Genomic DNA, 24,640 nt, shown 5'->3' on the forward strand with positions numbered 1-24,640 from the left:
AATTAGGCGTTCTGCGCCTCTATTTGCTTCGGCTGCGACGAAACCGAAGAAATCTCGATCCGGCGCGGCTTGGCAGCTTCCGGGATCTCGCGCACGAGGTCGACATGGAGCAGGCCATTCTTCAACGAGGCTGCCTTGATCTCGACGTGGTCGGCGAGTTGGAAGCGGCGCTCGAAGGCGCGCTTAGCGATGCCGCGATGGAGAAATTGGGTCTCGTCAGCCTTTTCCTCGCTTTTTTCGCCCTTGATCGCCAGTGTGTTTTCGCGCGCCTCGACCGAGAGCTCGCTTTCATCGAAGCCGGCGACGGCCATGGTGATACGATAGGCGTTCTCGCCGGTACGCTCGATATTGTAAGGCGGATAGGTCTGCGCCTGATCCGGCTGGCCGAGGCTATCGAGCATTGTGAACAGGCGATCGAAGCCGACGGTGGAACGATAGAGGGGGGAGAAATCAAAATGACGCATGTTGTCCTCCTTAAGAGCAACTGTTTGCGATGTCTGGCCTGCCACCCCACCAGGCAGTGGCGCGACCGGTGAACGGACCCGTCAACGGCGTCCGGGAATGACATGGGAACACGCATCGCCGAGTTCAAGGGCCGCGTATTGCGCAATCCGCCAACCTTTGTGAATGCCGCATGAATGCCGGATTCGGCCGCGGTTCATGGGCTCGCGCGCAAAAGAGAATGCTGGGAGCGAAAGCCCCAGTGCTGAAGTGACAAGTCCCTTCTCCCTTCAGCGGCCGGAAGCGGTGATCGCCCGGACTTCATCACCGCTTCCGGCATTTTCCTTTGACGGACGATGAGCCACAGCCTATCCCTGAAGAAGGATGGAAAGACGCGGCGCGGTCGAGCTTTCCCGTGTCCCCGCCGACAACAACAACTCGAGTTCATTTCGTCTCGCCCGGACCCATGATAGCGATCCTCGACGCCACACCCGACAATCCGATCCCGGGATATCCAGTGGCAGGTTTTTTCGATGGCGTCGGCAACCGGAAAATCCGCTACGCGATTTTCAAGACGAAGGCGCGCTTTGCGCGCGGCACCGTCGTGCTGCTGCAGGGGCGCAACGAATCGATCGAGAAATATTTCGAAACCATCGGCGATTTCATGGAGGCGGGCTATTGGGTCGCGACCTTCGACTGGCGCGGGCAGGGCGGGTCGGAACGGCTGCTTGCGCAGTCGACGCTTGGCCATGTGGAATATTTCGCCGATTACGGGCGCGACCTCATGACTTTCCTGGAGCAGATCGTGCTGCCGGACACACGCCTGCCTTTTTCGATCGTCGCCCATTCCATGGGAGCGCTCGTTTGCCTGTCGGTGGCGCCGGCACTGGCCACTCGGGTAGACCGCATGGTGTTGTTAGCCCCTTTTGTGGGGCTGGGCGGGCAGGTCATCGGTGAACCGGGCATCGTTGCAGTCGCGGCCGTGATGCGCTGGCTTGGACTTGGCAGACTGCCGCTCCATCGGGACGGGCGCAGCCATGGACCCTTCACGAACAATCCGCTGACCAGGGATGCAGACCGCTACGCCCGCAACTTGGCGCTGCTTGAGACCCATCCGCGCTTGAGCCTTGGACCGCCGACCGCGCGGTGGTTGAACGAGGCCTTCCGAACCATACGGCGCGTCACGCGCCGCGAGCATCTGACGAGGATCACGGTACCGACCGTGCTGCTGGCGCCGACCGCCGATGGACTCGTGCCCTATGTCGCAATCGAACGGCTTGCCAGCAATTTCCGCGCCGGCCACCTGATACCGATCGACGGCGCACGGCACGAACTGCTGCAGGAGGCCGACCGCTATCGCGCCCAGGCCATGGCGGCGATTCTCGCCTTCCTGCCACAGGCGGAAGCCGGGGAGGATGATGAGTCACGACAGTTCCTGCAGCGCCGCGCGTCTTAGACGCGCAAAGGTCGCTGCAGCACTTTGGATTGCTGCATGTCTTTGTCCTTTGAATCGAGGTCGATCAAAGGAGACATGCAGCAGAGGAGGCCTGATGCCTCCGGATCATCGGCCACGCAACGTTTCCAGGGCCTGCGCATGAACTTCGCTGCTGCCGGCGGCAATGATCTCGCCACCCCATTCCGCCGGACCGCCCTGCCAATCGGTGATGATGCCGCCCGCCTGCTCGATCAGCGGGATGAGCCCGCCGACGTCATAGGGCTTTAGACCGCATTCGATGACGAGGTCGACATGACCGGCAGCCAGGAGCGCGAAGGCGTAGCAATCGCAGCCATAGCGGAACAGCCGGACTTTCGACTGAAGCGCCTCGAAGCGCTCCTTGATCTTGCCCGCATAAAGATGCGGCGAGGTGGTGAAGAGAACAGCATCCGACAGTCCGCCGCAGTCGCGTGTCCGCAGCACCTTCTCGCCATCCGGGCCGCGATAGACCGATCTCTCGCCATCGGCGAAATAGCGCTCGCCGGTGAAAGGCTGGTCCATCAGTCCCATTATCGCCTCGCCGTTGCGATAGAGTCCGATCAGCGTGCCCCATACCGGCAGGCCGGAGATGAAGGCGCGCGTCCCGTCGATCGGATCGATAACCCAGACATGCTCTCGATCGAGGCCGACATTGCCGTGCTCCTCGCCGAGGATACCGTGCTCGGGATAAGCGCTTTCGATCAGCGCCCGGATCGCCGCCTCGGCCGACTGATCGGCCTCCGTGACAGGATCGAAGCCGCCTTCGAGCTTGTTGGTCACACATGCGCCGGTCCGGAAGCGCGGGATGGTTTCCGCCTTGGCGGCGTCGGCGAGGCGATCGAAGAAGGAGCGGTCGGGCAGCATTTGACTCTCTTGGCGGGCGTGGGAAATCCTTGAATAGACGAATTCCACCGAAAGGCAATGTTCGCCCTCGCGGCACACGGCCCCAAGCAAGTTCGGCAAGATCACGAATGTTTTTTGCTGCACCGCAAAAGTTACCGACTGGAAAACTTGACAATTGTGCAATGCAATATTAGCATCCTCGTGCAGTCACTCGTGGCTGTAATACCCTCCTTGGGTGTTTCCTCCCTAGACTTGACCGCGCCGCTGGCGCGGTTCTTTTTGTGCGGCGAAGATTGAGGAACGCGCGGCCGCTACTCGGCCGCCAGCGGCAGATCGGCGGCAAAATCCTCGACATGTCGGGCAAGCGCTCCGATGAAGGTGGCGAGATCGGTCGCCAAAGCAGAAAATCCTGGCTTTTTGATCAGCGTCGCCTCGTCGATATAGAGGCTGCGATTGATCTCGATCTGCAGCGCATGCAGGCCTCGCGTCGGGCGGCCATAATGCTCGGTGATGAAACCGCCGGCATAGGGCTTGTTGCGGGTCACCGCATAGCCAAGCTGTTCCAGGAGTTCCACCGCCATGCGCGACAATTCCGCCGCGGCGCTCGTTCCGTAACGGTCGCCGATGATGAAATCCGGGCGCTGACCGCTCGCTGAAAGATGCACATTGCCGGGCATCGAATGGCAATCGATGAGGATCGCCATCCCGAACTGCACATGCGTGCGGGCGATCAGCTTCCGGAGCGTCGCGTGGTAGGGTTTGTAAATCGACTCCACGCGCGTGAGCGCCTCCTCGACCGGAAAACGGCCACGATAGATCTCCATATTCTCGGCGACCACGCGTGGAATCGTGCCGAGCCCGCCGGCAACGCGCATCGAACTAATATTCGCATGCGGCGGCAGGGTGCCATCGAACATGCGGGGGTCGAGTTCGTAGGGCTCGCGATTGACGTCGAGGAAGGCCCGCGGGAAATGCGCCCTCAGGAGCGGCGCCCCCAGGAAGGTGGCGCTTTGGAAGAGTTCGTCGACGAAATGGTCTTCCGAACGGCGGATCGAATGGGCATCGAGGCGCGATTGATCGAGAAAGGACTGGGGATAGAGGCGGCCGCTATGGGGAGAGTTGAACACAAAGGGAATCCGCTGTGTCGCGGGTTCAAGGATTTCGAACATTTCCCACTCGCCCACTTCCCCCATCGGAACCCTTTTTACCATGTCGGGATCTTGCTTCTTCGACCATGTTGCCAGTTGGCCGCCTCTGTGTCCATATGGCCGCTTCCCGGATTCGGGGGGTTGACCCATCCCATTCACCGGATATTTACGCGGCTGCGGTTAGCTGGACTGCCGCCATTCACAAGCATTGAAAAGAAGTAGCCACGGCCGAAATCATGACTGCGAAAATCCTCCTTGCCGAAGACGACAACGACATGCGCCGCTTCCTCGTGAAGGCGCTGGAAAAGGCGGGCTACAAGGTCCAGTCCTACGACAATGGCGCCAGCGCCTACGACCGGCTTCGCGAAGAACCTTTTTCGCTGCTCCTGACCGACATCGTCATGCCCGAGATGGACGGCATCGAACTTGCCCGCCGCGCCACCGAGCTCGATCCGGACCTGAAGGTCATGTTCATCACCGGCTTTGCCGCTGTAGCGCTGAACCCCGATTCGAAGGCACCGAAGGACGCCAAGGTGCTTTCCAAGCCCTTCCACCTGCGCGATCTCGTCGACGAGGTCAACAAGATGCTGGCGGCATGATCTACAACGCTGCGCGTCTTATCGGACGCGCAAAGGCGCTGTAGCACTTTGAATTCCTGCATGTCTCCTTTAATCGAGGTCGATTAAAGGAGACATGCAGCAGTTGTAAAGGAGCGGCGGGCACCCGCCGCATGACCGCACGTTTGACGGAGCCGCCGCAGATTTTCCCACAGGAGCCGATCCAATTGGCTTCCGGGGCCGTGGCAGACGAGTGCGCGCGCAACGCTCTTTCCATTCAAGGGCTTAGCCTTACCGACGGCTGCGTTGATTCTTGAAGCGACGCGAGCAAAAGGCAATAATCGCTCCGGCATCGCCTGCAAAATCTCGGTCGGAATTTCTGTCAAAAAACCTTCGAAAAGCCTATTGACGCCGGTGCGGGTTTTGTGGTCTATGCGCCGCATCGGATGGGCGTGTAGCTCAGCGGGAGAGCACTACGTTGACATCGTAGGGGTCACAAGTTCGATCCTTGTCACGCCCACCATTCCGATCCCCTCATGTGATGCAGCAGTAAGACGACGCTTTTTTCGGCGGCGTCATGCCGTTGTCACGTTTGAGCGCTAAGAGATAATCACCCCGCCATTTGACCACGGATGTACTGGCACTGGCGAAGGTCACGAGGAAGGTCGGGTTTGCCCCGGCCTTTTTTGTTTGCGCTGTCGATGCAAGCCTTTGACCGGCCCTAAAAACCGACGATGTCGCCGACCCAATATTCAAGTTGATACCGAATGAAGTTGGTCTGCTCCCTCGCTTCGCGCCATACCGCGCGGCTATGCCGTCCCTCGGATACGATCCAATCGACCGTCATCAGGCTGCCCGACACAACAATGAAGAGTAGCAGACTGCGCATGACGACATCTTGCCGATGAATTCTTTAGAAACCACTAACATTGCACCTCCCGCGCATCGGCCCGAAAATCGGACCCGATTCTCGGAAACCGCGATGCGCGGAACAAGCGGTTACAGCGACCTCTGCGCTTCAGAAAGCTTCTGAAAAGACGCGCGGCGCTGTAGCGGCCCTCAATGCGCCACCTGCGCTGCCGCCGACATCACCTCCTCGGGCGACGGGGTTCGAAACATGTTCCTGCCCTCCGACGCCGCCTCGGTGAAACACCAGCGCACGACGCCATCGCGGTCGAGCAGGAACTCGCCGACGAGCTGCCCGGATGCGGCCGCGTCCATGCGGTTGTCGTCCTCCGTCATCTCGTAGCCATCCAATCGCTGGAGATAGCCGGAGGCTGCAGCAGGGTTCATCGGCTCCGGCAGTTCGCCGGGTATCTCCACCCGCATCGACATTACGGTCGGCATGCTGACCTTGTAGGGCCAGTCGTCCTCGTCTTCGGTGAACTCAGGATTGGCCAGGCCGAAGGCTCGGTGTGAAACACGCTCGGGATCCGCCGCGGCAAGCAGACCGGGCAAAGGATGGTAACGGAAGTAGAGGCGCGCCCGCTCGATCGGGGTGTTCACCACGGTCAGGCTCTCGACGCCCTTTTCGTTCAGGGCAGCCTTGAGCTGCGCCATTGTCGCGATCTGACGGCGGCAGAAGGGGCAGTGCAGGCCCCTGAACAGCCCCACCAGGACAGGCTTGCGCCCGCGAAAATCGTCGATGGCGATCTTGCCTTCATGGGTGATCGCGTCTAGCACGACGTTGGGTGCCCGATCGCCCGGCTGCAACGGTTCGAAACGGCGATATTCCTCCATGGCTTTCTCCTCCGGTAACGCTCACGCCGCTTCGGCCCGGAAGCCAAAAGCCCGCATGCGGGCGGCTGCGTCCCAAATCAGGCTGCTCAGTCGAGAAACGGCAACACCACCAAGGCTTCCGGGTCGAGATAATGTTGCTCGCAGACACCGCGAGCCAAAACGAAGTAGCGCTCCGCCTCGGCAAGCTGGCCCTCATTAAGGCAGAGCGTCGCCATGCCATCATAGCACGGAAACAGCAGCTGTGCCTCGCCCGTTTCGCCGGCAAGGTCGAGTGCCTCGCGGTACAAAGCGCGGGCGTCCTCCGGCCGCCCATGGCACTGGTAGATCTGGCCGAGCACGAGCAGGGACACCGGCAGATGCTCGCGCTGATCGAGTGCCCGGTCGATATCAATCGCCCTCTGCGCCGCCGGAACGCCTTCCCTCCCGCAGCGGTCGGTGAAGGTGCAACAGGCAACCGCGAGATTGGCAAGCAGGCGCGCCTGGAATCCGAGGTCGCCGGTGCGACGCGCTATGCCGAGGCCGCGCCGGCAGATATCCACGGCCAGCTTCGGATCGACGATCGTGTAGAGCACGGCGAGGTTCGTATAGCCGCGGCAGGCGGCATGCATCAATTCCGCCCGATCGGCCACCGCCACGCTCCTTTCCACCGCATCGATCGCCTCGCGCAGGCTGCCCCGCCGCGCCAGCGCAACACCCTTGGTGTTCAGCGCCTCGGCGGTAACCAGCGCAGCCTCGCGCCGCGCCTCCTCCGCGGCATCGGGCGCAAGCGCCGCGACTTTTTCCAAGGCCTCGTCTGCCCACCGGGCGGCTGCGGGATAGTCACCCATGCGGAAGGCGAGGTGACCACGTTCCTGCAGGAGCGATGCGCTCTCCAAAGGCGCGTCCGTGCTCTCCAGCAAAGCAGCGGCCCGGGCGAAACTCGCCTGCGCCCGGTCGCGCTTGCCCGCCTCCCAATGATGATGGCCGAGCTTGCGCAGAATTCGGGCGGAGGCAACCGTGTCCCCCGAGAGCTGATGGCTATCGAGCAGCGCATGATAGTGCTCCTCCGCCTCGGCTCGTCTGCCGGCAGGTCCGAGCAGATCGGCGAGGCGCTCGCGGGCGATGAACCATTCGGGCTCCTCCTGGCCGAGAGTGGCGAGTGCCGTCATCGCCTGTCTGTAGAAGCGGATGGCGTCCTCGTTGGCATAGAGCCGGCGTGCGCGGTCTCCCGCTGCCAAAAGATAACGGGAACCCTTCGCCCGCTCGGCCGATTGGCCGTAGTGATGCCCGAGAAACGCCAAATCCTCGAAACGCTCGGGATTTCCGCCAAAACGGCGTTCCAGGGCCGCCGCGACAGCCGCATGGATCTCCATCCGCCGCTTTACCAGGAGATTGTTGTAGACCACCTCGTGGAGCAGCGACTGCACGAAGCGATAGGCTTGCGCCCCTGCGCCGGCATCTTCCTCCACGATTTCCGCTTCGCAGAGTAATTCCAGGCCGGATTCGACTTCGCCGGGATTTGGCATGATCGCGGCGAGAAGAGCAGCGTCGAAACGCGGGCCGATGACGGCGGCGTAGTGGACGAGGCTGCGCATCTCCTTTGAAAGGCGATCGATACGTGCAAGCAGCATCGCCTCGATGCCGACAGGAATCTCTACGCTTGCATCCGCATCGACCGCGTGCCAGCGCGATCCGTCGCGCCGCAGCGTTTCGAGCTCGATCAGGCCGCGAACGATCTCCTCCACGAAGAGCGGATTGCCGCCGGCGCGCGCCAGGACCCGCGTGCGCAGGTCTAGCGGGAGCGCGCCTTCACCGAAGAGTGCGCGGAGGAGACCCTGACCGGCGGCCGCGGAGAGCGGAGCCAGGCGAAGCGTGGTAACGCTGGTGCGACCCGGCGCCAGTCGCTCCGCCCCGGCATCCGGCCGCTGCGTGGTGATCACCATCAGCGGGCGGCGATCCAATCGGTCGAGCACGAAGCGCAGCGCCTCCAGCGAGGCCTCGTCGGCCCAGTGCAAATCCTCTATGACGAGGAGAAGCGGCGCCCGATCGAGCCGACGCTCGAAGAGAGTACGGATGACCGAGAAGAGCTGGCGGCGAACCTGTTCGGGGGCGACGTGCTCCAATGCGCCCGTCCGATCCCCCATTCCGAGGATGTGGAAGAGGAGCGGCATCAATTCATCGGCCTCGGCGGCTGTAAAGCCGATCTCGGTCATGCCCGACGCCAGGCCCTCCCGAACTCTTTCCTCCGAGTCGACGCTCGACAGGCCGTAGGCGCTGCGAAGCACGCTGGCGATCGTGCCGTAGGACGGCTCTCCAAGCGGCGAGCAGGCGGCGCGCCGGATGGCGACATGGGCGAAGCGCCGATCGCGGCCGGTGTCTGCGAGGAATTCTCCGACGAGACGCGACTTGCCGATGCCGGCTTCGCCGGTCAGCCGCACCAATTGCGCCGCACCGGCGCAGGCCACGGCCAGGCAATCCCGCAGGCGACCGATTTCGGTGTCCCGGCCGATCAGCGGCGCATTTAGGCCGAGCGCTTCAAGGCCCCTTGCCGGACGGGGCACCTCCAGCGCGCCCAGCACGCGGTGAACCTGCAGGCTGCCGGTCTTGCCACGCAGGCCAACAGCCCCAAGCGTCTCGTACGCGAAAGCGTGCCTGGTGAGCTTGTGCGTCATCGGTCCTGCAAGAATTTCGTCGGGCCGGGCGGTCGCCTGCAGGCGCTGAGCAATGTTGACCGTATCGCCGGTGACGGAATAGGACTTGGAATCTCCCGCGCCGAACCCCCCCGCGACGACCGGTCCGGTATTCACACCGACATGAAGGCTCAAGGGCAGGCCGATCTCCTTGCGCCAGCGCTCGCTCACCCGTGCTGCCCGGCCCACCATCTCGAGTGCCGCGCGAAGCGCCCGTTCCGGATCGTCCTCATGCGCAACCGGTGCCCCGAAAAGGGCAAGCATCGCATCGCCGATAAACTTGTCGACAAAGCCGCCGAAGGCTTCGACGGCTTCCGTCATTTCCTCGAACAGCTCGTTTTGAAGGGTCTGCAGGATTTCGGGATCGATCCGTTCGCTGAGGCTCGTAAACCCGCAGAGATCGGCAAAGACGACCGTGATGGTGCGCCGGTCGGCACCCGCCTCCCGGCTTGACGATGATGATCGCGACGCAGGCGCCGCTGCGGCACCGGATGAGGAACGCCGCGGGGCTGGCGAGGTGCCGACCTTCGTGCCGCATCGGGGGCAGAAGGCGAAGTGCGGCGGACATGCATGGCCGCAATCGGGACACAGCGTCTGCTGCTTCGCCCCGCATCTCGGGCAGTAGGCGAAGCCGCTCTCGATCTCAGTGCCGCATTCGTGGCAGTTCATCTCGGACGAACCTCACAAGCCCGCTGCCGCCGGAAGGCTCCGGCGAGTACGCAAGAATGCCTGATGACAATGGACCTCTCACTCCGCCTTGACAAGCAAGACGGGCCGCAGCCACCGTATTGATCCCGGCGAGAGGCGGAGAATATTCCGACGCAAAAGATGACGCGGGCGCAATTTTGCGCTAGTACGCCATGCATCGGCGCTCCAGCATCGCCATATTCCGCGTATCGCCATCCGACCGTGAAGGAAGACGTTCATGCCTGCCTATCGCTCTCGCACCACCACCCACGGCCGCAACATGGCCGGCGCCCGCGGCCTCTGGCGCGCGACGGGCATGAAGGACAGCGATTTCGGCAAGCCGATCATAGCGGTGGTCAACTCGTTCACACAGTTCGTTCCCGGCCACGTGCATCTGAAGGATCTCGGCCAGCTTGTCGCGCGCGAGATCGAAGCGGCGGGCGGCGTCGCCAAGGAATTCAACACGATCGCCGTCGATGACGGCATCGCCATGGGCCATGACGGCATGCTCTATTCGTTGCCCTCGCGCGAAATCATTGCGGACAGCGTCGAATATATGGTCAATGCCCATTGCGCCGACGCCATGGTCTGCATCTCCAATTGCGACAAGATCACCCCCGGCATGCTGATGGCCTCGCTCCGGCTCAACATCCCCTCCGTCTTCGTCTCCGGCGGACCCATGGAAGCGGGCAAGGTGGTGCTGCACGGCAAGAAACACGCCCTCGACCTCGTCGACGCGATGGTTGCTGCCGCCGACGACAAGGTCTCCGACGAGGACGTCAAGATCATTGAGCGCTCCGCCTGTCCGACCTGCGGCTCTTGCTCCGGCATGTTTACGGCCAATTCGATGAACTGTCTGACGGAGGCGCTCGGTCTGTCGCTGCCGGGCAACGGCTCGACGCTGGCCACCCATGCCGATCGCAAGCGCCTCTTCGTGGAAGCCGGTCATCTGATCGTCGATCTTGCACGCCGCTATTACGAGCAGGACGATGCACGCGTGCTGCCGCGTTCGGTCGCGTCCAAACAGGCGTTCGAGAACGCCATGGCGCTCGACATCGCTATGGGCGGTTCGACCAACACCGTGCTGCACATCCTTGCCGCGGCCTATGAAGGCGAGGTTGATTTCACCATGGACGACATCGACCGCCTGTCACGTAAGGTGCCGTGCCTGTCGAAGGTTGCGCCCGCAAAGGCGGACGTGCACATGGAAGACGTGCATCGCGCCGGTGGCATCATGTCAATCCTCGGTGAACTCGACAAGGGCGGCCTCATCAACCGCGACTGCACGACCGTGCACAGCGAGACGCTCGGCGATGCCATCGACCGTTGGGACATTACCCGCACCACGAGCGAGACGGTGCGCGACTTCTTCCGTGCCGCGCCCGGCGGCATCCCGACCCAGGTGGCCTTCAGCCAGGCTGCCCGTTGGGAGGAACTCGACACCGACCGCAAGAACGGCGTCATCCGCTCGGTGACGCATCCCTTCTCCAAGGATGGGGGCCTCGCGGTCCTTAAGGGGAACATCGCGCTCGACGGCTGCATCGTGAAGACCGCCGGCGTCGACGAAAGCATTTTGAAATTTTCCGGTCCGGCACGCGTTTTCGAAAGCCAGGACGCCGCGGTCAAGGCAATCCTCGGCAACGAGATCAAGGCCGGCGATGTCGTGGTCATCCGCTACGAGGGGCCGAAGGGTGGGCCGGGCATGCAGGAGATGTTGTATCCAACCAGCTACTTGAAGTCGAAGGGCCTCGGCAAGGCCTGCGCCTTGATCACCGACGGCCGCTTCTCCGGCGGCACGTCCGGCCTTTCAATCGGCCACGTGTCGCCCGAGGCGGCGAATGGCGGCACGATCGGGCTGGTGCGCGACGGCGACATGATCGACATCGATATCCCGAATCGCACGATCGGCCTCAGGGTCGACGAGACGGAACTCGCCTCCCGGCGGCAGGAGCAGGATGCCAAGGGCTGGAAGCCGGCCGAGCAGCGTAAGCGCCGGGTGACGACGGCGCTGAAGGCCTATGCCGCGTTCGCCACTTCCGCCGACCGCGGCGCCGTGCGCGATCTCGGCGATCGCTGACCACCGCAATCGTCGACGCAAGGATAAGGCTCCCGACGGGGCCTTTTCATTGTTGGCATCGATCACATGTGCCGCGTCTGAGCTGGCGGGTTCCACCAATTGTTATGCAAGCCGTCCATATATTGCACCGGCAGTTCCGCAAGCACGGCGGGATCGACGTCGTCCAGGCAGGCGACGTTGATGGAGACGAAGGCGCCATCGATCGCCTCGACATAACCATGGCCGTAGGGCGCCATGCCGCAGGCGGTGCAGAAGCGGTGATGGCCGCTCCTCGTGCCGAACTGATAATCGCCGATCCCCGCCTCCTCGCACAGCAATCGGAAATCCTCCGGCTTAATGGTCGCGCCCCAGTAGCGCAGCTTTGAACAATAGGAGCAGTTGCAGCGGCTGGTTCCGGCCTGAAGGTCGACATCGGCCTCGTAACGGATGCGGCCGCAATGGCAGCTGCCCTTGTAGGTCTGCTTCATGATCGCTCCTCCCGAAGGGTTGCCAAGCCTCACTCAATATGACAATATATTGTCATTATCCGTATACGCAGTACGACAGCATGTTGTCAATATGAATTCCAACCAGCGAACGCCCTCCGGCGATGCATTTGCCGAACTCGCAATCTCCGTGCTTCGTTTGGCGGGCCATTTGACCTCCGAAGGAGATAGGCTCGCCCGGCCGTCCGACCAGACCAGCGCCCGCTGGCAGGTACTGGCGGCGGCCAGCCATGCGCCCATGTCGGTCGCCGATGCGGCTCGCATGCTCGGGCTCGCCCGCCAGGGGGTACAGCGCATCGCTGACCTCCTCGAAGCGGAGGGGCTGCTCGCCTATCGGGACAATCCGGCTCACCGGCGGGCGAAGCTGATGATACCGACACAAAAGGGCGAGGCCGTCCTCGCCGATATCAGCAGCCGCCAGACCGCCTGGGCGAATGCACTCGGCGCCGAAATCGGCGAAGAGAGGCTGAGGCGGGCGACGGCACTGGTGAGCGACGTCATCACCCTCCTCAGTGACCGAAGGACACAACGTTGAATGGCCACATTCCTCTGCCTGCGTGCCGGCACGTGACCACATCCGCAGGAAGGAACCTCCTCACCTCCAATGCGTTTTCAGAAGCCGAGACGGAGGATGAACTTTGGAGCAGCCGCCGATCCGCCCCGACGGACTACAGATTGACGAGCATCGCCCATTTCAGGAGAAGTTCTGGAAAGCGGAGCGGATCGGCTGGGCCGGCTTTGGTCTCCTTCTCCTTTTCGCCCTGCTTGGCCTAACGGGATCCGGAGGCGTCTTCTCGCGAATAACCATCGACTTCGGCGACGGATATGTCGACGTGCCCCGTTTCAGTCGGTGGCAGGCGTCGGACAGCCTGACCGCATCCTTGCCGCCGGGAGACAGCGAGCGCCGCTTCACCGTTGCCCCCGCATTCTTCCGCACGTTCCAGATCGAAGACATTGTACCGCCGCCCTTCGCCACCGAGAACGGGAGCGACGGCACCGTTTACCGCTTCCGATCCGATCCGGAGGCGCCCTTGGCACTCACGGTGCACCTTCGCGCTCAAGAGCCCGGCATTGCGAGCTATCGCGTAGGCGTCAACGGCGAGGCGATGCAGACCACGCGGACGATCGTCTGGCCTTAATGGCATGTCACCCAAATTTGTGCAGCGGTTTTGGGGACAACGACAGCACCGGAACGAAAGAGCGCCGCACGCGACGCGCCGCGCTGCAAGCAGGCTCGCGTGGTTTCGCCCGTGGGACCGCTTTGGAAGCCTGGTTAGAGGGAGATTGCAATGGATTCTGTTGCTCGCGGCGTTGCCATCTACGTCATCATGCTGATCGTCATGCGGCTCTCGGGCAGGCGCACGGTTGCGCAGCTGACGCCTTTTGATTTCGTGCTGCTGCTCATCATCGCCGAGACAACGCAGCAAGCCCTGTTGGGCGACGATTTCTCGATCATGAACGCGACGATACTGATCCTCACCCTGTTCGGCGTCGATATCGCGCTGTCGTACATCAAGCAATGGTTCCCGAGGGCCGAATTGCTCATCGATGGCACACCGACGGTTCTCGTCTCGGACGGGGAAGTCGACACCCATGCGCTGAAGAGCGCAAGAATCGGCATTGAAGACATCTTGACTGCTGCCAGGCAACAGCAGGGCCTCTACCGCCTGGACCAGATCAAGTTCGCCGTTCTCGAGGCGGACGGTGCAATCAGCATCGTGCCGCAGAAAACGTGATTGTTCCGAGCCGCCGCGGCTAACCATCCGCATTGGACGCATGCGTCGCGGCAAGAAGGTCGGCGCGCAAGCGCTTCGAACCGCCTTCGCCAAGTTGCTCGTCGAGCGCCCGATGTGTTTCCTTCCAGACCGGCACGGCCTCTGCCAGCAGGCGTTCGCCATCCGCAGTCAGCCGAATGCGGCGCTGCCGCCGGTCGCCCGGATCGACGAAGATCTCGACGAGGTCGCGGCGATCCAGCGGCTTCAGGGCTGCAGTCAGTGTCGTGCGGTCCATAGCGAGCAACGCGGCTACCGCACCGACGGTCGGCGGGTCAGGTCGGTTGAGCGACATCATCAGCGAAAATTGTCCGTTCGTCATACCAAACGGCCGCAGTGCCTCGTCGAAGCGGCGGCCGAGCGCCCGCGCGGCGCGCTGGACGTGGAGGCAGAGGCAGGTATCCCTGACGTGCGAAGTGGTGGTAAAAGGAATGAGTGATGACTTTGACATAGAGCAGTAATGTTGATATCAACGTAATATGTCAAGCGCGTCTCCAGACGCCAAGAGCATGCGGTTGACCCCAGGACCTATGAAATTCACCAGTCGTCACACCGCCTGGTTGGCTGCATTATTCGCAATAATCGGATGGACCGGAGGAGGAACGGACATGAGACCGAACCACGCCGTCGTATCGCAGGAGGAATGGCTGAACGCCCGCAGGTCGCTTCTCGCGCTCGAAAAGGAGCACACCCATCTACGCGACAAAGTGAATGCCGAACGTCAGGCCCTGCCCTGGGTGAAGCTGGACAAGACCTACAGTTTCGAAACCCGTGACGGCTTGAAGAGCCTCGCGGACCTCTTCGATGGACGCAGCCAGCTTCTTCTCTACCATTTCATGTTCGGCAAGAACTGGCAGGCCGGCTGCCCAAGCTGCTCCTTCCTCGCCGATCATTTCGATGCGACCCTGCCCCACCTCAACCATCATGACGTCACATTGGTGGTCGCCTCGAATGCTCCGGTCGAAAAGATCGAAGCATATCGCCAGCGGATGGACTGGCACTTTCCTTGGGTCTCGTCTCACGGCAGTGATTTCAACCGTGATTTCCACGTGTCCTTCACGCCGGCGGAAATGGCGCTCGGCAAGGTCAGCTACAATTTCACTGAGATCGACAGCAAGGATGCCCATGAAGAATTGCCGGGCCTGAGCGCCTTTTACAAGGACGAGGACGGAACCGTCTATCACACCTACTCCACCTATGCGCGCGGCCTCGAGGAACTGGTCAGCACCTTCATGCTGCTCGATCGCGCGCCGAAGGGCCGCAACGAAGGGACGACCATGGACTTCGTCCGCCGGCACGACGAATACGACGAGGAGCCGCGGCGGCGGGCCTGAAGAAGAACCATCCGGGACGGAACCCGTCGTCGCCTCCCGGCGTTTTCCGGCGGCGGCGACGGAGCGCCCATTTTTTCTCGGGAGAAAGAAATGCATGCAGAGCCTCAGGAGGAGCACCGCTGGCTTGAACAATTGCTCGGCGAGTGGACGGTGACGTCGCAGGATCCCGCCGGAACCGCACCATCGGCTGATGCATGGGTGGAGAATGTCCGCTCGCTCAATGGCCTCTGGATCGCTTGCGAAGGCAAGGGAACGATGCCGGACGGAAAGCCCGGCCAGACCTTGATGACACTCGGCTTCAATCCTTCGACGGGTCGCTATGTCGGCACCTGGGTCGGCTCGATGATAAACCACATGTGGATCTATGACGGCGAGATCGAAGACGACGGCCGGACCCTTGCCCTCAATTGCGAGGGACCGGACTTCGAAAATCCCGGCAGGACCGCCAGATATCAGGACAGGATCACGCTGATCGATTCCAACCGGCGCATCCTGACAGCCCGCGTTGAAACCGGCAGCGGCGACTGGAAGGACATCATGACGGCGGACTACCGCCGCCGTTAGACCGCCGGGACCGGCGCGGCGCAATCCGCCCCGGCCCAGACCATCACGGCGACGGTTCCGTCGCCGTCCAACAGCACATGTCCACGAAAAAACGGGAGGACCGACAATGCACGGCAAATTCGTCTGGTACGAATTGATGACGACGGATACGAAGGCGGCGGAGGCCTTTTACAAGAAGGTCATCGGCTGGAGCGCCCGCGATGCAGGAATGCCGGGAACCGAATACACGCTCTTCTCCATCGGCGATCACCAGGTGGCTGGCCTGATGACCATGCCAGAAGGTGCGCTCGACATGAACGTGCCGCCGGCCTGGCTCGGCTACGTGGCCGTGGACGACGTCGACGCTGCCGCCGCCAAACTCACCGGCGAGGGCGGCACCGTTCATCGCGAGCCGGACGATATTCCCGGCATCGGCCGTTTCGCCGTCGTTACCGACCCGCATGGCGCCGCCTTCGCTCTTTTCACGGGAACCGGCGAACCGCCGCCGTCGCTCGACCAGATGGCGCCCGGAAACATCGGCTGGCACGAACTGATGGCCGGCGATCTCGACAGCGCCTTTGCTTTCTATTCGGAGCTGTTCGGCTGGACCAAGGACCAGGCGATGGACATGGGCGAGATGGGCGTTTACCAGCTGTTCGCCCACAATGGACAAGCCATTGGCGGCATGATGACAAAGCCGAGGGACGTTCCCGCGCCCTATTGGCTTTATTATTTCAACGTCGAAGCGCTCGACGCCGCGATCGATCGGGCGCGGTCCGAGGGTGCCCAAGTCGTGGTTGAGCCGATGGAAGTCCCCGGTGGCGCCTGGATCGTCCAGTGCACCGATCCGCAGGGTGCGCTTTTCGCGCTGGTCGCGCCGAAACGCTGATCCGCTCCTGCTCCCCGGTCTCGAGGAACGATTTGTGACTGCCTGACTCTACATGGCCGTGTCCGGCATCACCCGGGCATGGCTGGCGAGGAAATCCAAAACGGCGCGCACCCGAGAGGGGAGCGCGCCGCCCTGGCCAAGAAAGACGGCATGAACCTCTTCCAGATCGCCCGGGTTCAATTCTTCGAGCACGGGAACGAGCCGGCCCATGCGCAGATCATCGCGCACCGTGAATTCGGCAAGCCGCGCCAGTCCTGCACCGGCGAGCGCCAGATGGCGCAGCCCCTCACCATCGCTTACCTGCACCGCCCCATTCGCCGGAATTATGATGGTTTCGCCATCCGCTTTGATGGGCCAGCCGTCGACGGCGCGGGCGTAACAGAAACCAAGCCGATCATGCATCTTCAGTTCGTCGAGATTCGAGGGCGTGCCGAAGCGTTCGGTATAGGACGGTGCCGCGACGATCATCATTCGCGTCGCCCCGAGCTTGCGCGCAATCAGCGTCGAGCTCTTTAAGGGACCTGCCCGCACCGCCACGTCGGCGCGCGCCTCCATCAAGTCAACCACCGCATCGGTCTGTACGATATCGAGGGTGACGGCCGGAAAGCGTGCCCGGAATTCGGGTATTAGCGGCATCAGGATATGGGTGCCGAAGGAGGCGCTGACATTCAATCGGACCCTGCCCGCCGGGCTTTCGCCGGCCGACGCGCAGCGCTCCGCCTCGTCGATATCGGCGAGGATGCGGGTCGTCCGATCGTAGAATGCGTGCCCTTCCGGTGTAAGCTGAAGGCTACGCGTCGATCGATTCACCAGGCGCACGCCGAGCCGTTCCTCAAGGCGCAGCACGAGCTTGCTGACGGCCGAGGGCGTCATGCGAAAATAGCGGGCTGCCGCAGAGAAGCCGCCAAGCTCAACTGCCTTGGCGAAGACCTCCATTTCGCCCGAGCGATTGACCGACAGTCGAGACATGTGAATTCAACTCACAGATAATGTTCCTGCAGGCAGTCTATATCCAAAAAGTGACCGGCTCCATTGTCATGGAGAAATGATGATGAGCACAAAGGAGTTTCGGAATGGATTATCGACGGCTCGGTTCGTCAGGATTGAAGGTACCGGCGCTCAGTTTCGGCGCGGGCACTTTCGGCGGCAAGGGACCACTTTTCAGCGCCTGGGGCGCGACGGATGAAGTGGAGGCCCGCCGGCTCATCGACATCTGCCTCGAAGCCGGCGTCAATCTCTTCGACACGGCAGACGTCTACTCCGATGGCGCATCCGAGGAGATCCTGGGAGCGGCAGTCAAAGGACGGCGCGACAAGGCCATCCTGTCGACGAAGATATCGCTCCCGATCGGCGATGGTCCGAACGATGCCGGCTCGTCCCGCGCGCGCCTCGTCAACGGTGTGGAGGATGCCCTGAGGCGGCTCGGCACCGACTACGTCGACCTCATGCAACTGCACGCCTTCGACGCCGGAACGCCAATCGAGGAGGTGCTTTCGACGCTCGACATGCTCGTGCGCTCCGGCAAGCTGCGCTATGTCGGCGTATCCAATTTCGCCGGCTGGCAACTGATGAAATCGCTCGCGGCCGCCGACCGATATGGCTATCCTCGCTACGTTGCCAACCAGGTCTATTATTCGCTCGCCGGGCGTGACTACGAGTGGGAGCTGATGCCGCTTGGCCTCGACCAGGGCGTCGGCGCCCTCGTCTGGAGCCCGCTCGGCTGGGGGCGGCTGACGGGCAAAATTCGCCGCGGCCAACCGTGGCCGGAGGGCAGCCGCCTGCACGACACGGCCGACTTCGGGCCGCCGGTGGACGACAAAAAGCTCTACGACATCGTCGAGGTACTGGACGCACTCGCCGAGGAAACCGGCAAGACCGTGCCGCAAATCGCCATCAATTGGCTTCTCCGGCGCCCAACCGTCTCCAGCGTCATCATTGGTGCGCGCAACGAGGAGCAATTGCGGCAGAACCTCGGCGCGATCGGCTGGGCGCTCTCGACCGAACAAGTGTCGCGCCTCGATGCGGTGAGTGCAACGACGGCGCCCTACCCCTATTTCCCTTACTATCGCCAGACAGGCTTTGCGCACATCAACCCGCCGCCGGTCTGAGGGGGCAGGAAGCCGGCCGCCGTGCGAAAGCCAGCCGCAACCGCCCAATGGTTTCAGCTTGCTTTCCTATTCGCATTGCACAAAAGTCCTCTCGAATGGCAGGCAAAGGGATCTGCCATCGAGGGGAAAACGCTGCATGTCGATCAAGGCCAGTATCTATCATCTGACCCACTATAAATACGACCGGCCGGTCAATCTCTCACCGCAAATCATCAGGCTCAAGCCCGCCGCCCATTCGAAGACGAAGGTCATCAGCCATTCGCTGAAGGTTTCGCCGGCCAATCACTTCGTCAATCTGCAGCAGGACCCCTACGGCAACTATCTCGCCCGCTACGTCTTTCCCGATCCGGTGACGGAAATGAAGATCGAAGTGGATCTCGTCGCCGACATGACGGTCTACAATCCTTTCGACTTCTTCGTCGAAGAGGAGGCACAGCACTGGCCATTTCGCTATGCCGAAGACCTGAGCGACGACCTGAAGATCTACATGACGCCGGACCCAATCGGGCCGAAGCTCTCGGCTTTCATGGAAACGATCGACCGCTCGCGCCAGCGCACGGTCGACATGATCGTCGGTCTCAATATGCGGCTGCAAAAGGAGATCGGCTACGTCATCCGCATGGAGCCGGGCGTGCAGACGCCGGAGGGGACGTTGGGTCTCGCCACGGGCTCCTGCCGCGATTCGAGCTGGCTGCTCGTGCAGATCCTGCGCAATCTCGGCTTTGCCGCGCGCTTCGTGTCCGGCTACCTCATTCAGCTCACGCCGGATCTGAAAGCCCTCGACGGCCCCTCGGGAACGGATCACGACTTCACCGACCTCCATGCCTGGGCCGAGGCCTATATTCCAGGTGCCGGCTGGATCGGGCTCGACCCGACCTCCGGGCTCTTGACCGGCGAGAGCCACATCCCGCTCGCCGCGACGCCTCATTATCGCAATGCCGCGCCGATCTCCGGCGGCTTCTTCGGCGATCCGGAAACCAGATCCGATTTTGCCTTCGACATGAAGATTGCGCGCGTCGCCGAACATCCGCGTATCACCAGGCCCTTTTCCGACGAGAGCTGGCAGGCGTTGAATGCCCTTGGCGACGAGGTAGACCGCGTATTGGACGAGAACGACGTGCGCCTCACCATGGGTGGCGAGCCGACCTTCGTATCGATCGACGACTTCGAAGCCGACGAGTGGAACACCGCCGCGGTCGGCCCAACCAAGCGCGAGAAGGCGGACAGGCTCATTCGCCGTCTGCGCGAGCGCTTTGCACCGGGCGGATTCCTGCACTACGGCCAGGGCAAATGGTACCCCGGCGAGAGCCTGCCGCGATGGACCTTTTCGCTCTACTGGCGTCGCGACGGCCTGCCGATCTGGCAGCGGCCCGCCCTCATCGCCGAGGAAGTCAGCCAGACCGAGGTTACCGAACGGGATGCGGAGCGCCTGCTCGTTGCCATTGCCGGCGAACTCGATCTGAGCGCGGACATGGTCGTTCCGGCCTATGAGGATCCGGCCGAATGGATCGTCAAGGAAGCCAATCTGCCGGACAATGTCGATCCGTCCAACTCCAAGCTCGAGGACCCGGAGGCCCGCAGCCGCCTGGCGCGTGTGTTCGAACGGGGCCTGACGACCCCGACCGGCTACGTGCTGCCGGTGCAGGCCTGGAACGCGCGCGCCACAGGGGTGCAGTGGCTTAGCGAGAAATGGAAGACCCGTCGTGGGCGCCTTTTCCTTGTACCCGGCGACAGCCCCGTCGGCTATCGATTGCCGCTCGGCGCCTTGCCCCACATCCCTCCCTCTTCCTATCCCTATATCAATCCGGTAGATCCGACCGTTCCGCGCAGCGACCTGCCGGATTTCGCGGAAGAAAAAGGGCGGGCGCAGCAATCACGCTTCCAGCCGTCGGAGAGACCTCCGACGCCGCTTTCGCCTATGCCCGATGATATTGCGGGCGCCGTACGCACCGCAATGACCGTGGAACCGCGCGACGGCAGGCTCTGCGTTTTCATGCCGCCGACGACGAGTATCGAGGAATATCTGGACCTGGTCGCTTCGACCGAACGCGCCGCCGCGGAGGTCGGCCTGCCCGTTCACATCGAAGGTTATCCGCCGCCGCAGGACGAGCGCATCAACGTCATCCGCGTCGCACCCGATCCGGGCGTGATCGAGGTCAACATCCATCCGGCCGCGAACTGGCGGGAATGCGTCGACATCACCACGGCGGTCTATGAGGAAGCGCGCCAGAGCCGGCTCGGCGCCGACAAGTTCATGATCGACGGCCGTCATACAGGAACCGGCGGCGGCAACCATGTCGTGGTCGGCGGCCGCAGCCCCAACGACAGTCCCTTCCTGCGCCGGCCGGACCTGTTGAAGAGCATCGTGCTTCATTGGCAGCGGCACCCGTCGCTCTCCTATCTCTTTTCCGGCCTGTTCATCGGACCGACCAGCCAGGCTCCGCGCATCGACGAGGCGCGGCATGATTCACTTTACGAGTTGGAAATCGCGCTGGCCCAGGTGCCGTCGCCCGATACCGGTCGACTGCCGCCGCTGCCCTGGCTGACCGATCGGCTCTTCCGCAACCTGCTCGTCGACGTCACAGGCAACACCCATCGCTCAGAGATCTGCATCGACAAGCTGTTCTCGCCCGACGGTCCGACCGGACGGCTCGGCCTCGTCGAATTCCGCGGCTTCGAAATGCCGCCGAACGCGCGCATGTCGCTCGCCCAGCAGTTGCTCGTGCGCGCTCTTATCGCCCGCTTCTGGAAAAGCCCGGTCGAAGGCCGCTTCGTTCGCTGGGGGACGGCGCTCCATGACCGCTTCATGCTGCCCCACTATGTCTGGCAGGATTTTCTCGAGGTCGTTGCGGACCTCGGCTCACACGGCTTCCATCTCCGCCCGGAGTGGTTCAAGGCACAACTCGAGTTCCGCTTCCCCTTCTGCGGCGAGGTCGAGTACGAACAGGCGAAGCTCGAAATCCGCCAGGCGCTCGAACCCTGGCATGTGATGGGCGAACAGGGCGCAATCGGCGGCACGGTGCGCTACGTCGATTCCTCGGTCGAGCGCCTGCAGGTGAAACTCGAAACCGCCATTCCCGATCGCTACACCGTCGCCTGCAACGGCCGCCCGGTGCCCCTCGCGAAGACGGGCCAAAACGGCGTCACCGTCGCAGGCGTGCGCTACAAGGCCTGGCAACCGGCCGCGGGCCTTCATCCGGTGTTGCCGGTGAACACTCCCCTTACATTCGACGTTTATGATACATGGTCGAATCGGGCGATCGGTGGCTGCGTCTATCACGTTGCGCATCCGGGCGGGCGCAATTACGAGACCTTCCCGGTCAACGGCAACGAGGCAGAGGCGCGCCGGCTGGCGCGCTTCGAACCCTGGGGCCACACCACGGGCATGTATCGGCTGCATCCCGAAAGCCCATCGGCGGAGTTTCCCCTGACGCTCGATTTGCGGTGTCCGGCAGGAGTGTAAATGGCGAAGAAGCAGGCGGCAGAGGCAAATGAAGCGATCCGTCCCGGGCATGATCCCTTCGGCGGCTACCGCGCGCTGGCGGGCGTCGCCGATGAGATGGTCGATCCGAACGGCAACGTCCGGCCCGTCTGGCAACGGCTGCTCTCGACGCTTGGCCGCATGGACGAGACGGAACTCGCCAACCGCTTTGCTCGCGCCGACCGCTACCTGCGCGACGCCGGCGTCTTCTACCGCGCCTATGGCAAGGAGAACACGGAGCGGAGCTGGCCGCTGTCGCATGTGCCGGTCCTGATCGACGAGGCCGAATGGACCGTTGTATCCGAGGGACTCGTGCAGCGCGCCGAGCTCCTGGAAAGGGTAGTCGCCGACATCTACGGCGAAAACCGGCTGGTGCGCGAAGGCCTGCTGCCGCCGGCGCTGATCGCCTCCAATCCGCAATTCCTGCGCCCGCTCGTCGGCGTCATGCCGGCCGACGGGCATTTCCTGCACTTCTGCTCCTTCGAGATCGGCCGCGGACCGGACGGCAACTGGTGGGTGCTTTCCGACCGGACAGAAGCGCCCTCCGGCGCCGGCTTCGCACTCGAGAACCGCGTGGCGACGGCACGCGCCTTTTCCGACCTCTATGCCGCAACCCATGTCCACCGGCTGGCGAGTTTCTTCGGCGCCTTCCGCGACACGCTCCAGTCGCGCAAGCAGCACCCCGACGACCGCATCGCCGTGCTCTCGCCGGGCATCGCCAACGAGACCTATTTCGAACATGCCTATATCGCCCGCTATCTCGGTTTCATGCTGCTCGAGGGCGAGGACCTGACGGTCGTCGGCGGCCGCGTGATGGTTCGCACCGTCGCCGGCCTCAAACCCGTCGGTGTGCTCTGGCGTCGCCTCGACGCCTCCTTCGCCGATCCGCTTGAGCTCAATCAGTCTTCACATATCGGCACGCCCGGTATCGTCGAGGCGCTGAGGGAAGGCTCCGTTTCGATCGTCAATGCGCTTGGCTCCGGCATCCTGGAGACGCGTGCGCTTCTGGCCTTCATGCCGGCCATCTGTCGCCAATTGCTCGGCGAGGAACAGAAGCTGCCGTCGATCGCCACCTGGTGGTGCGGTCAGGAATCCGAGCGCGAACATGTCGCCGGCAACATCGAAGGCATGGTGATCGGCCCGGCCTATTCGACGCGGCCCTTCTTCGACGACGATGGCCAGTCTGTGCTCGGTGCCTCGCTCCGCGATACGGCCAGGACCTCGGTCGCCCAGTGGCTGGCGACGGACGGCGGCAAGCTCGTTGGGCAGGAGGTCGTCACGCTGTCGACGACGCCCGCCTGGGTGCGCGGCCGGCTGACGCCCCGGCCGATGAGTCTCCGGGTCTTTGCCGCGCGCACGCGCGACGGCTGGCAAATCATGCCGGGGGGCTTCGCCCGCATCGGCTCCGGCGACGACGTGGCGGCCATCGCAATGCAGTCCGGCGGCACCGCCGCCGATGTCTGGATCGTCAGCGACAGGCCGGTCGAGCGCATGTCGCTGCTTCCGGCAGAGGAGAGCTTCAGCCGCAACCTGCCGGGCAGCCTGCCGAGCCGCGCCGCCGACAACCTCTTCTGGCTCGGTCGTTACATCGAACGGGCGGAGGGCGCGCTGCGGATCCTGCGCGCCTGGCATAGTCGCTTCGCCGAGGCGGCCGACCCCGACATGCCGCTGCTCAAGGACGTGAGCGAGTATCTTGCCCTCCTCGATGTCAAGACGCGCCAGCCGGTGCCGGACAGCCTGGTTTCCGATATCGCCAGCGCGCTTTTCAGTGCCGGCAACATTCGCGACCGCTTCTCGCCCGACGGCTGGCTTGCGCTCAACGACCTCTTGAAAACGGCGCGCAAGTTCCACGCGACCGTGCAGGCCGGCGATGACGCCTCCCACGCGATGACCATTCTTCTGCGCAAGCTCGCGGGCTTTGCAGGCCTCGTGCACGAAAACATGTATCGCTTTACCGGCTGGCGCTTTCTTTCGATCGGCCGCTATCTCGAGCGCGGCATGCACATGACGCGGCTGCTCGGGCACATGTCCGGGCCCGATGCACCGGACGGCGCCTACGACATGTTGCTCGAGATCGGCGACAGCGTCATGACCCACCGACGCCGCTACAACGTCAACACGGCAGCCGTAACCGTTACCGACCTGCTGGCGCTCGACCCGCTCAACCCGCGCTCGATCCTCTACCAGTTGAACGAGATCAAGACGGAGGTCGAGCTGCTGCCGAATGCTTTCGTCAACGGCCAGATGTCGCCGTTCTATCGGGAAACCATGCGACTTCATTCCGGTCTTGCCGTGATGACACCGGAGGCAATGACGGCGACGGTCTACAAACGGCTGGAGCAGGACCTCGAAAGGCTTTCCGACCTGCTCGCGCAAACCTATCTCGGCTAAC

Annotated in this window: 21 protein-coding genes and 1 tRNA gene; 13 read left to right on the top strand and 9 right to left on the bottom strand. The window is 63.0% G+C overall.

What is annotated here, in order from left to right:
• Positions 1 to 2: 2 nt before the first annotated feature.
• Positions 3 to 464, bottom strand: coding sequence for an Hsp20 family protein (locus EKH55_RS13480; RefSeq protein ID WP_069459125.1), 462 nt, complete (start codon positions 462 to 464; stop codon positions 3 to 5).
• Positions 465 to 907: 443 nt separating this feature from the next.
• Here EKH55_RS13480 and EKH55_RS13485 point away from each other — a divergent pair, with 443 nt between their 5' ends.
• Entirely contained in the window at positions 908 to 1,897 is a 990-nt protein-coding gene (locus EKH55_RS13485; RefSeq protein ID WP_069459124.1) for an alpha/beta fold hydrolase, read from the top strand.
• A 105-nt stretch (positions 1,898 to 2,002) separates the two neighbouring features.
• Here the strand turns inward: EKH55_RS13485 and hisN are convergent, their stop codons facing one another.
• Both hisN and EKH55_RS13495 read right to left on the bottom strand, forming a co-directional pair.
• On the bottom strand, positions 2,003 to 2,779 hold the full coding sequence (gene hisN / locus EKH55_RS13490; RefSeq protein WP_069459304.1) for a histidinol-phosphatase: 777 nt from the start codon (positions 2,777 to 2,779) through the stop codon (positions 2,003 to 2,005).
• A 290-nt stretch (positions 2,780 to 3,069) separates the two neighbouring features.
• Positions 3,070 to 3,951 carry an N-formylglutamate amidohydrolase gene (locus EKH55_RS13495; RefSeq protein WP_069459123.1) on the bottom strand — a complete coding sequence of 294 codons (882 nt, stop codon included), beginning with the start codon at positions 3,949 to 3,951 and terminating at the stop codon, positions 3,070 to 3,072.
• Between the two features lie 191 nt (positions 3,952 to 4,142).
• Here EKH55_RS13495 and cpdR1 point away from each other — a divergent pair, with 191 nt between their 5' ends.
• Together cpdR1 and EKH55_RS13505 are read left to right on the top strand one after the other, a co-directional pair.
• Complete coding sequence (gene cpdR1 / locus EKH55_RS13500; protein WP_069459122.1) at positions 4,143 to 4,505, top strand: response regulator CpdR1; 363 nt, start codon at positions 4,143 to 4,145, stop codon at positions 4,503 to 4,505.
• A gap of 406 nt (positions 4,506 to 4,911) precedes the next feature.
• A tRNA-Val gene (locus EKH55_RS13505) sits at positions 4,912 to 4,986 on the top strand.
• 198 nt (positions 4,987 to 5,184) lie between these two features.
• Here EKH55_RS13505 and EKH55_RS29445 read toward each other — a convergent pair.
• From EKH55_RS29445 to EKH55_RS13515, 3 genes are all read right to left on the bottom strand, one after another.
• A complete protein-coding gene (locus EKH55_RS29445) occupies positions 5,185 to 5,352 on the bottom strand; it encodes a hypothetical protein (RefSeq protein ID WP_165614720.1) in 168 nt (55 codons plus the stop codon).
• Positions 5,353 to 5,522: 170 nt separating this feature from the next.
• On the bottom strand, positions 5,523 to 6,203 hold the full coding sequence (locus tag EKH55_RS13510; RefSeq protein WP_069459121.1) for a peroxiredoxin-like family protein: 681 nt from the start codon (positions 6,201 to 6,203) through the stop codon (positions 5,523 to 5,525).
• An 86-nt stretch (positions 6,204 to 6,289) separates the two neighbouring features.
• Positions 6,290 to 9,541: an AAA family ATPase gene (locus tag EKH55_RS13515; RefSeq protein WP_151611596.1), complete on the bottom strand. Its 3,252-nt coding sequence runs from the start codon at positions 9,539 to 9,541 to the stop codon at positions 6,290 to 6,292.
• A gap of 256 nt (positions 9,542 to 9,797) precedes the next feature.
• On the opposite strand from EKH55_RS13515, the gene ilvD reads away from it, so the two are divergent.
• Positions 9,798 to 11,636, top strand: a complete 1,839-nt coding sequence (ilvD, locus tag EKH55_RS13520) for a dihydroxy-acid dehydratase (RefSeq protein ID WP_069459119.1) — start codon at positions 9,798 to 9,800, stop codon at positions 11,634 to 11,636.
• A 62-nt stretch (positions 11,637 to 11,698) separates the two neighbouring features.
• On the opposite strand, the gene EKH55_RS13525 is transcribed toward ilvD, so the two are convergent.
• Positions 11,699 to 12,103, bottom strand: a complete 405-nt coding sequence (locus EKH55_RS13525) for a GFA family protein (protein WP_151611597.1) — start codon at positions 12,101 to 12,103, stop codon at positions 11,699 to 11,701.
• Between the two features lie 91 nt (positions 12,104 to 12,194).
• Between EKH55_RS13525 and EKH55_RS13530 the strand changes: the two genes are divergently transcribed.
• From EKH55_RS13530 to EKH55_RS13540, 3 genes are all read left to right on the top strand, one after another.
• Positions 12,195 to 12,656: a MarR family winged helix-turn-helix transcriptional regulator gene (locus EKH55_RS13530; protein ID WP_069459117.1), complete on the top strand. Its 462-nt coding sequence runs from the start codon at positions 12,195 to 12,197 to the stop codon at positions 12,654 to 12,656.
• 103 nt (positions 12,657 to 12,759) lie between these two features.
• Positions 12,760 to 13,260 (top strand): hypothetical protein, encoded by a 501-nt coding sequence (locus tag EKH55_RS13535; RefSeq protein WP_069459116.1) that lies wholly within the window; start codon positions 12,760 to 12,762, stop codon positions 13,258 to 13,260.
• Between the two features lie 150 nt (positions 13,261 to 13,410).
• Positions 13,411 to 13,857 (top strand): DUF421 domain-containing protein, encoded by a 447-nt coding sequence (locus tag EKH55_RS13540; protein ID WP_069459115.1) that lies wholly within the window; start codon positions 13,411 to 13,413, stop codon positions 13,855 to 13,857.
• A gap of 19 nt (positions 13,858 to 13,876) precedes the next feature.
• On the opposite strand, the gene EKH55_RS13545 is transcribed toward EKH55_RS13540, so the two are convergent.
• Complete coding sequence (locus EKH55_RS13545; RefSeq protein ID WP_069459114.1) at positions 13,877 to 14,344, bottom strand: MarR family winged helix-turn-helix transcriptional regulator; 468 nt, start codon at positions 14,342 to 14,344, stop codon at positions 13,877 to 13,879.
• 157 nt (positions 14,345 to 14,501) lie between these two features.
• Here EKH55_RS13545 and EKH55_RS13550 point away from each other — a divergent pair, with 157 nt between their 5' ends.
• The 3 genes from EKH55_RS13550 to EKH55_RS13560 all read left to right on the top strand — a co-directional run bounded on the left by EKH55_RS13550 (position 14,502) and on the right by EKH55_RS13560 (position 16,659).
• On the top strand, positions 14,502 to 15,227 hold the full coding sequence (locus EKH55_RS13550) for a DUF899 domain-containing protein (RefSeq protein ID WP_151611598.1): 726 nt from the start codon (positions 14,502 to 14,504) through the stop codon (positions 15,225 to 15,227).
• A 90-nt stretch (positions 15,228 to 15,317) separates the two neighbouring features.
• Positions 15,318 to 15,791 (top strand): DUF1579 domain-containing protein, encoded by a 474-nt coding sequence (locus tag EKH55_RS13555; protein ID WP_069459112.1) that lies wholly within the window; start codon positions 15,318 to 15,320, stop codon positions 15,789 to 15,791.
• A 106-nt stretch (positions 15,792 to 15,897) separates the two neighbouring features.
• A complete protein-coding gene (locus EKH55_RS13560) occupies positions 15,898 to 16,659 on the top strand; it encodes a VOC family protein (RefSeq protein WP_069459111.1) in 762 nt (253 codons plus the stop codon).
• 48 nt (positions 16,660 to 16,707) lie between these two features.
• Here the strand turns inward: EKH55_RS13560 and EKH55_RS13565 are convergent, their stop codons facing one another.
• Positions 16,708 to 17,628: a LysR family transcriptional regulator gene (locus EKH55_RS13565; protein WP_069459110.1), complete on the bottom strand. Its 921-nt coding sequence runs from the start codon at positions 17,626 to 17,628 to the stop codon at positions 16,708 to 16,710.
• Positions 17,629 to 17,732: 104 nt separating this feature from the next.
• On the opposite strand from EKH55_RS13565, the gene EKH55_RS13570 reads away from it, so the two are divergent.
• From EKH55_RS13570 to EKH55_RS13580, 3 genes are all read left to right on the top strand, one after another.
• The gene (locus tag EKH55_RS13570; protein WP_069459109.1) at positions 17,733 to 18,767 is read left to right on the top strand and encodes an aldo/keto reductase; all 1,035 of its coding nucleotides are present in this window, start codon (positions 17,733 to 17,735) and stop codon (positions 18,765 to 18,767) included.
• Between the two features lie 136 nt (positions 18,768 to 18,903).
• Positions 18,904 to 22,230: a transglutaminase family protein gene (locus tag EKH55_RS13575; RefSeq protein WP_069459108.1), complete on the top strand. Its 3,327-nt coding sequence runs from the start codon at positions 18,904 to 18,906 to the stop codon at positions 22,228 to 22,230.
• Entirely contained in the window at positions 22,231 to 24,639 is a 2,409-nt protein-coding gene (locus EKH55_RS13580) for a circularly permuted type 2 ATP-grasp protein (RefSeq protein WP_069459107.1), read from the top strand. It begins immediately after the preceding gene.
• The last annotated feature ends 1 nt before the right edge of the window (position 24,640 follow it).

The organism is Sinorhizobium alkalisoli (assembly GCF_008932245.1).
GTDB lineage: Bacteria > Pseudomonadota > Alphaproteobacteria > Rhizobiales > Rhizobiaceae > Sinorhizobium > Sinorhizobium alkalisoli.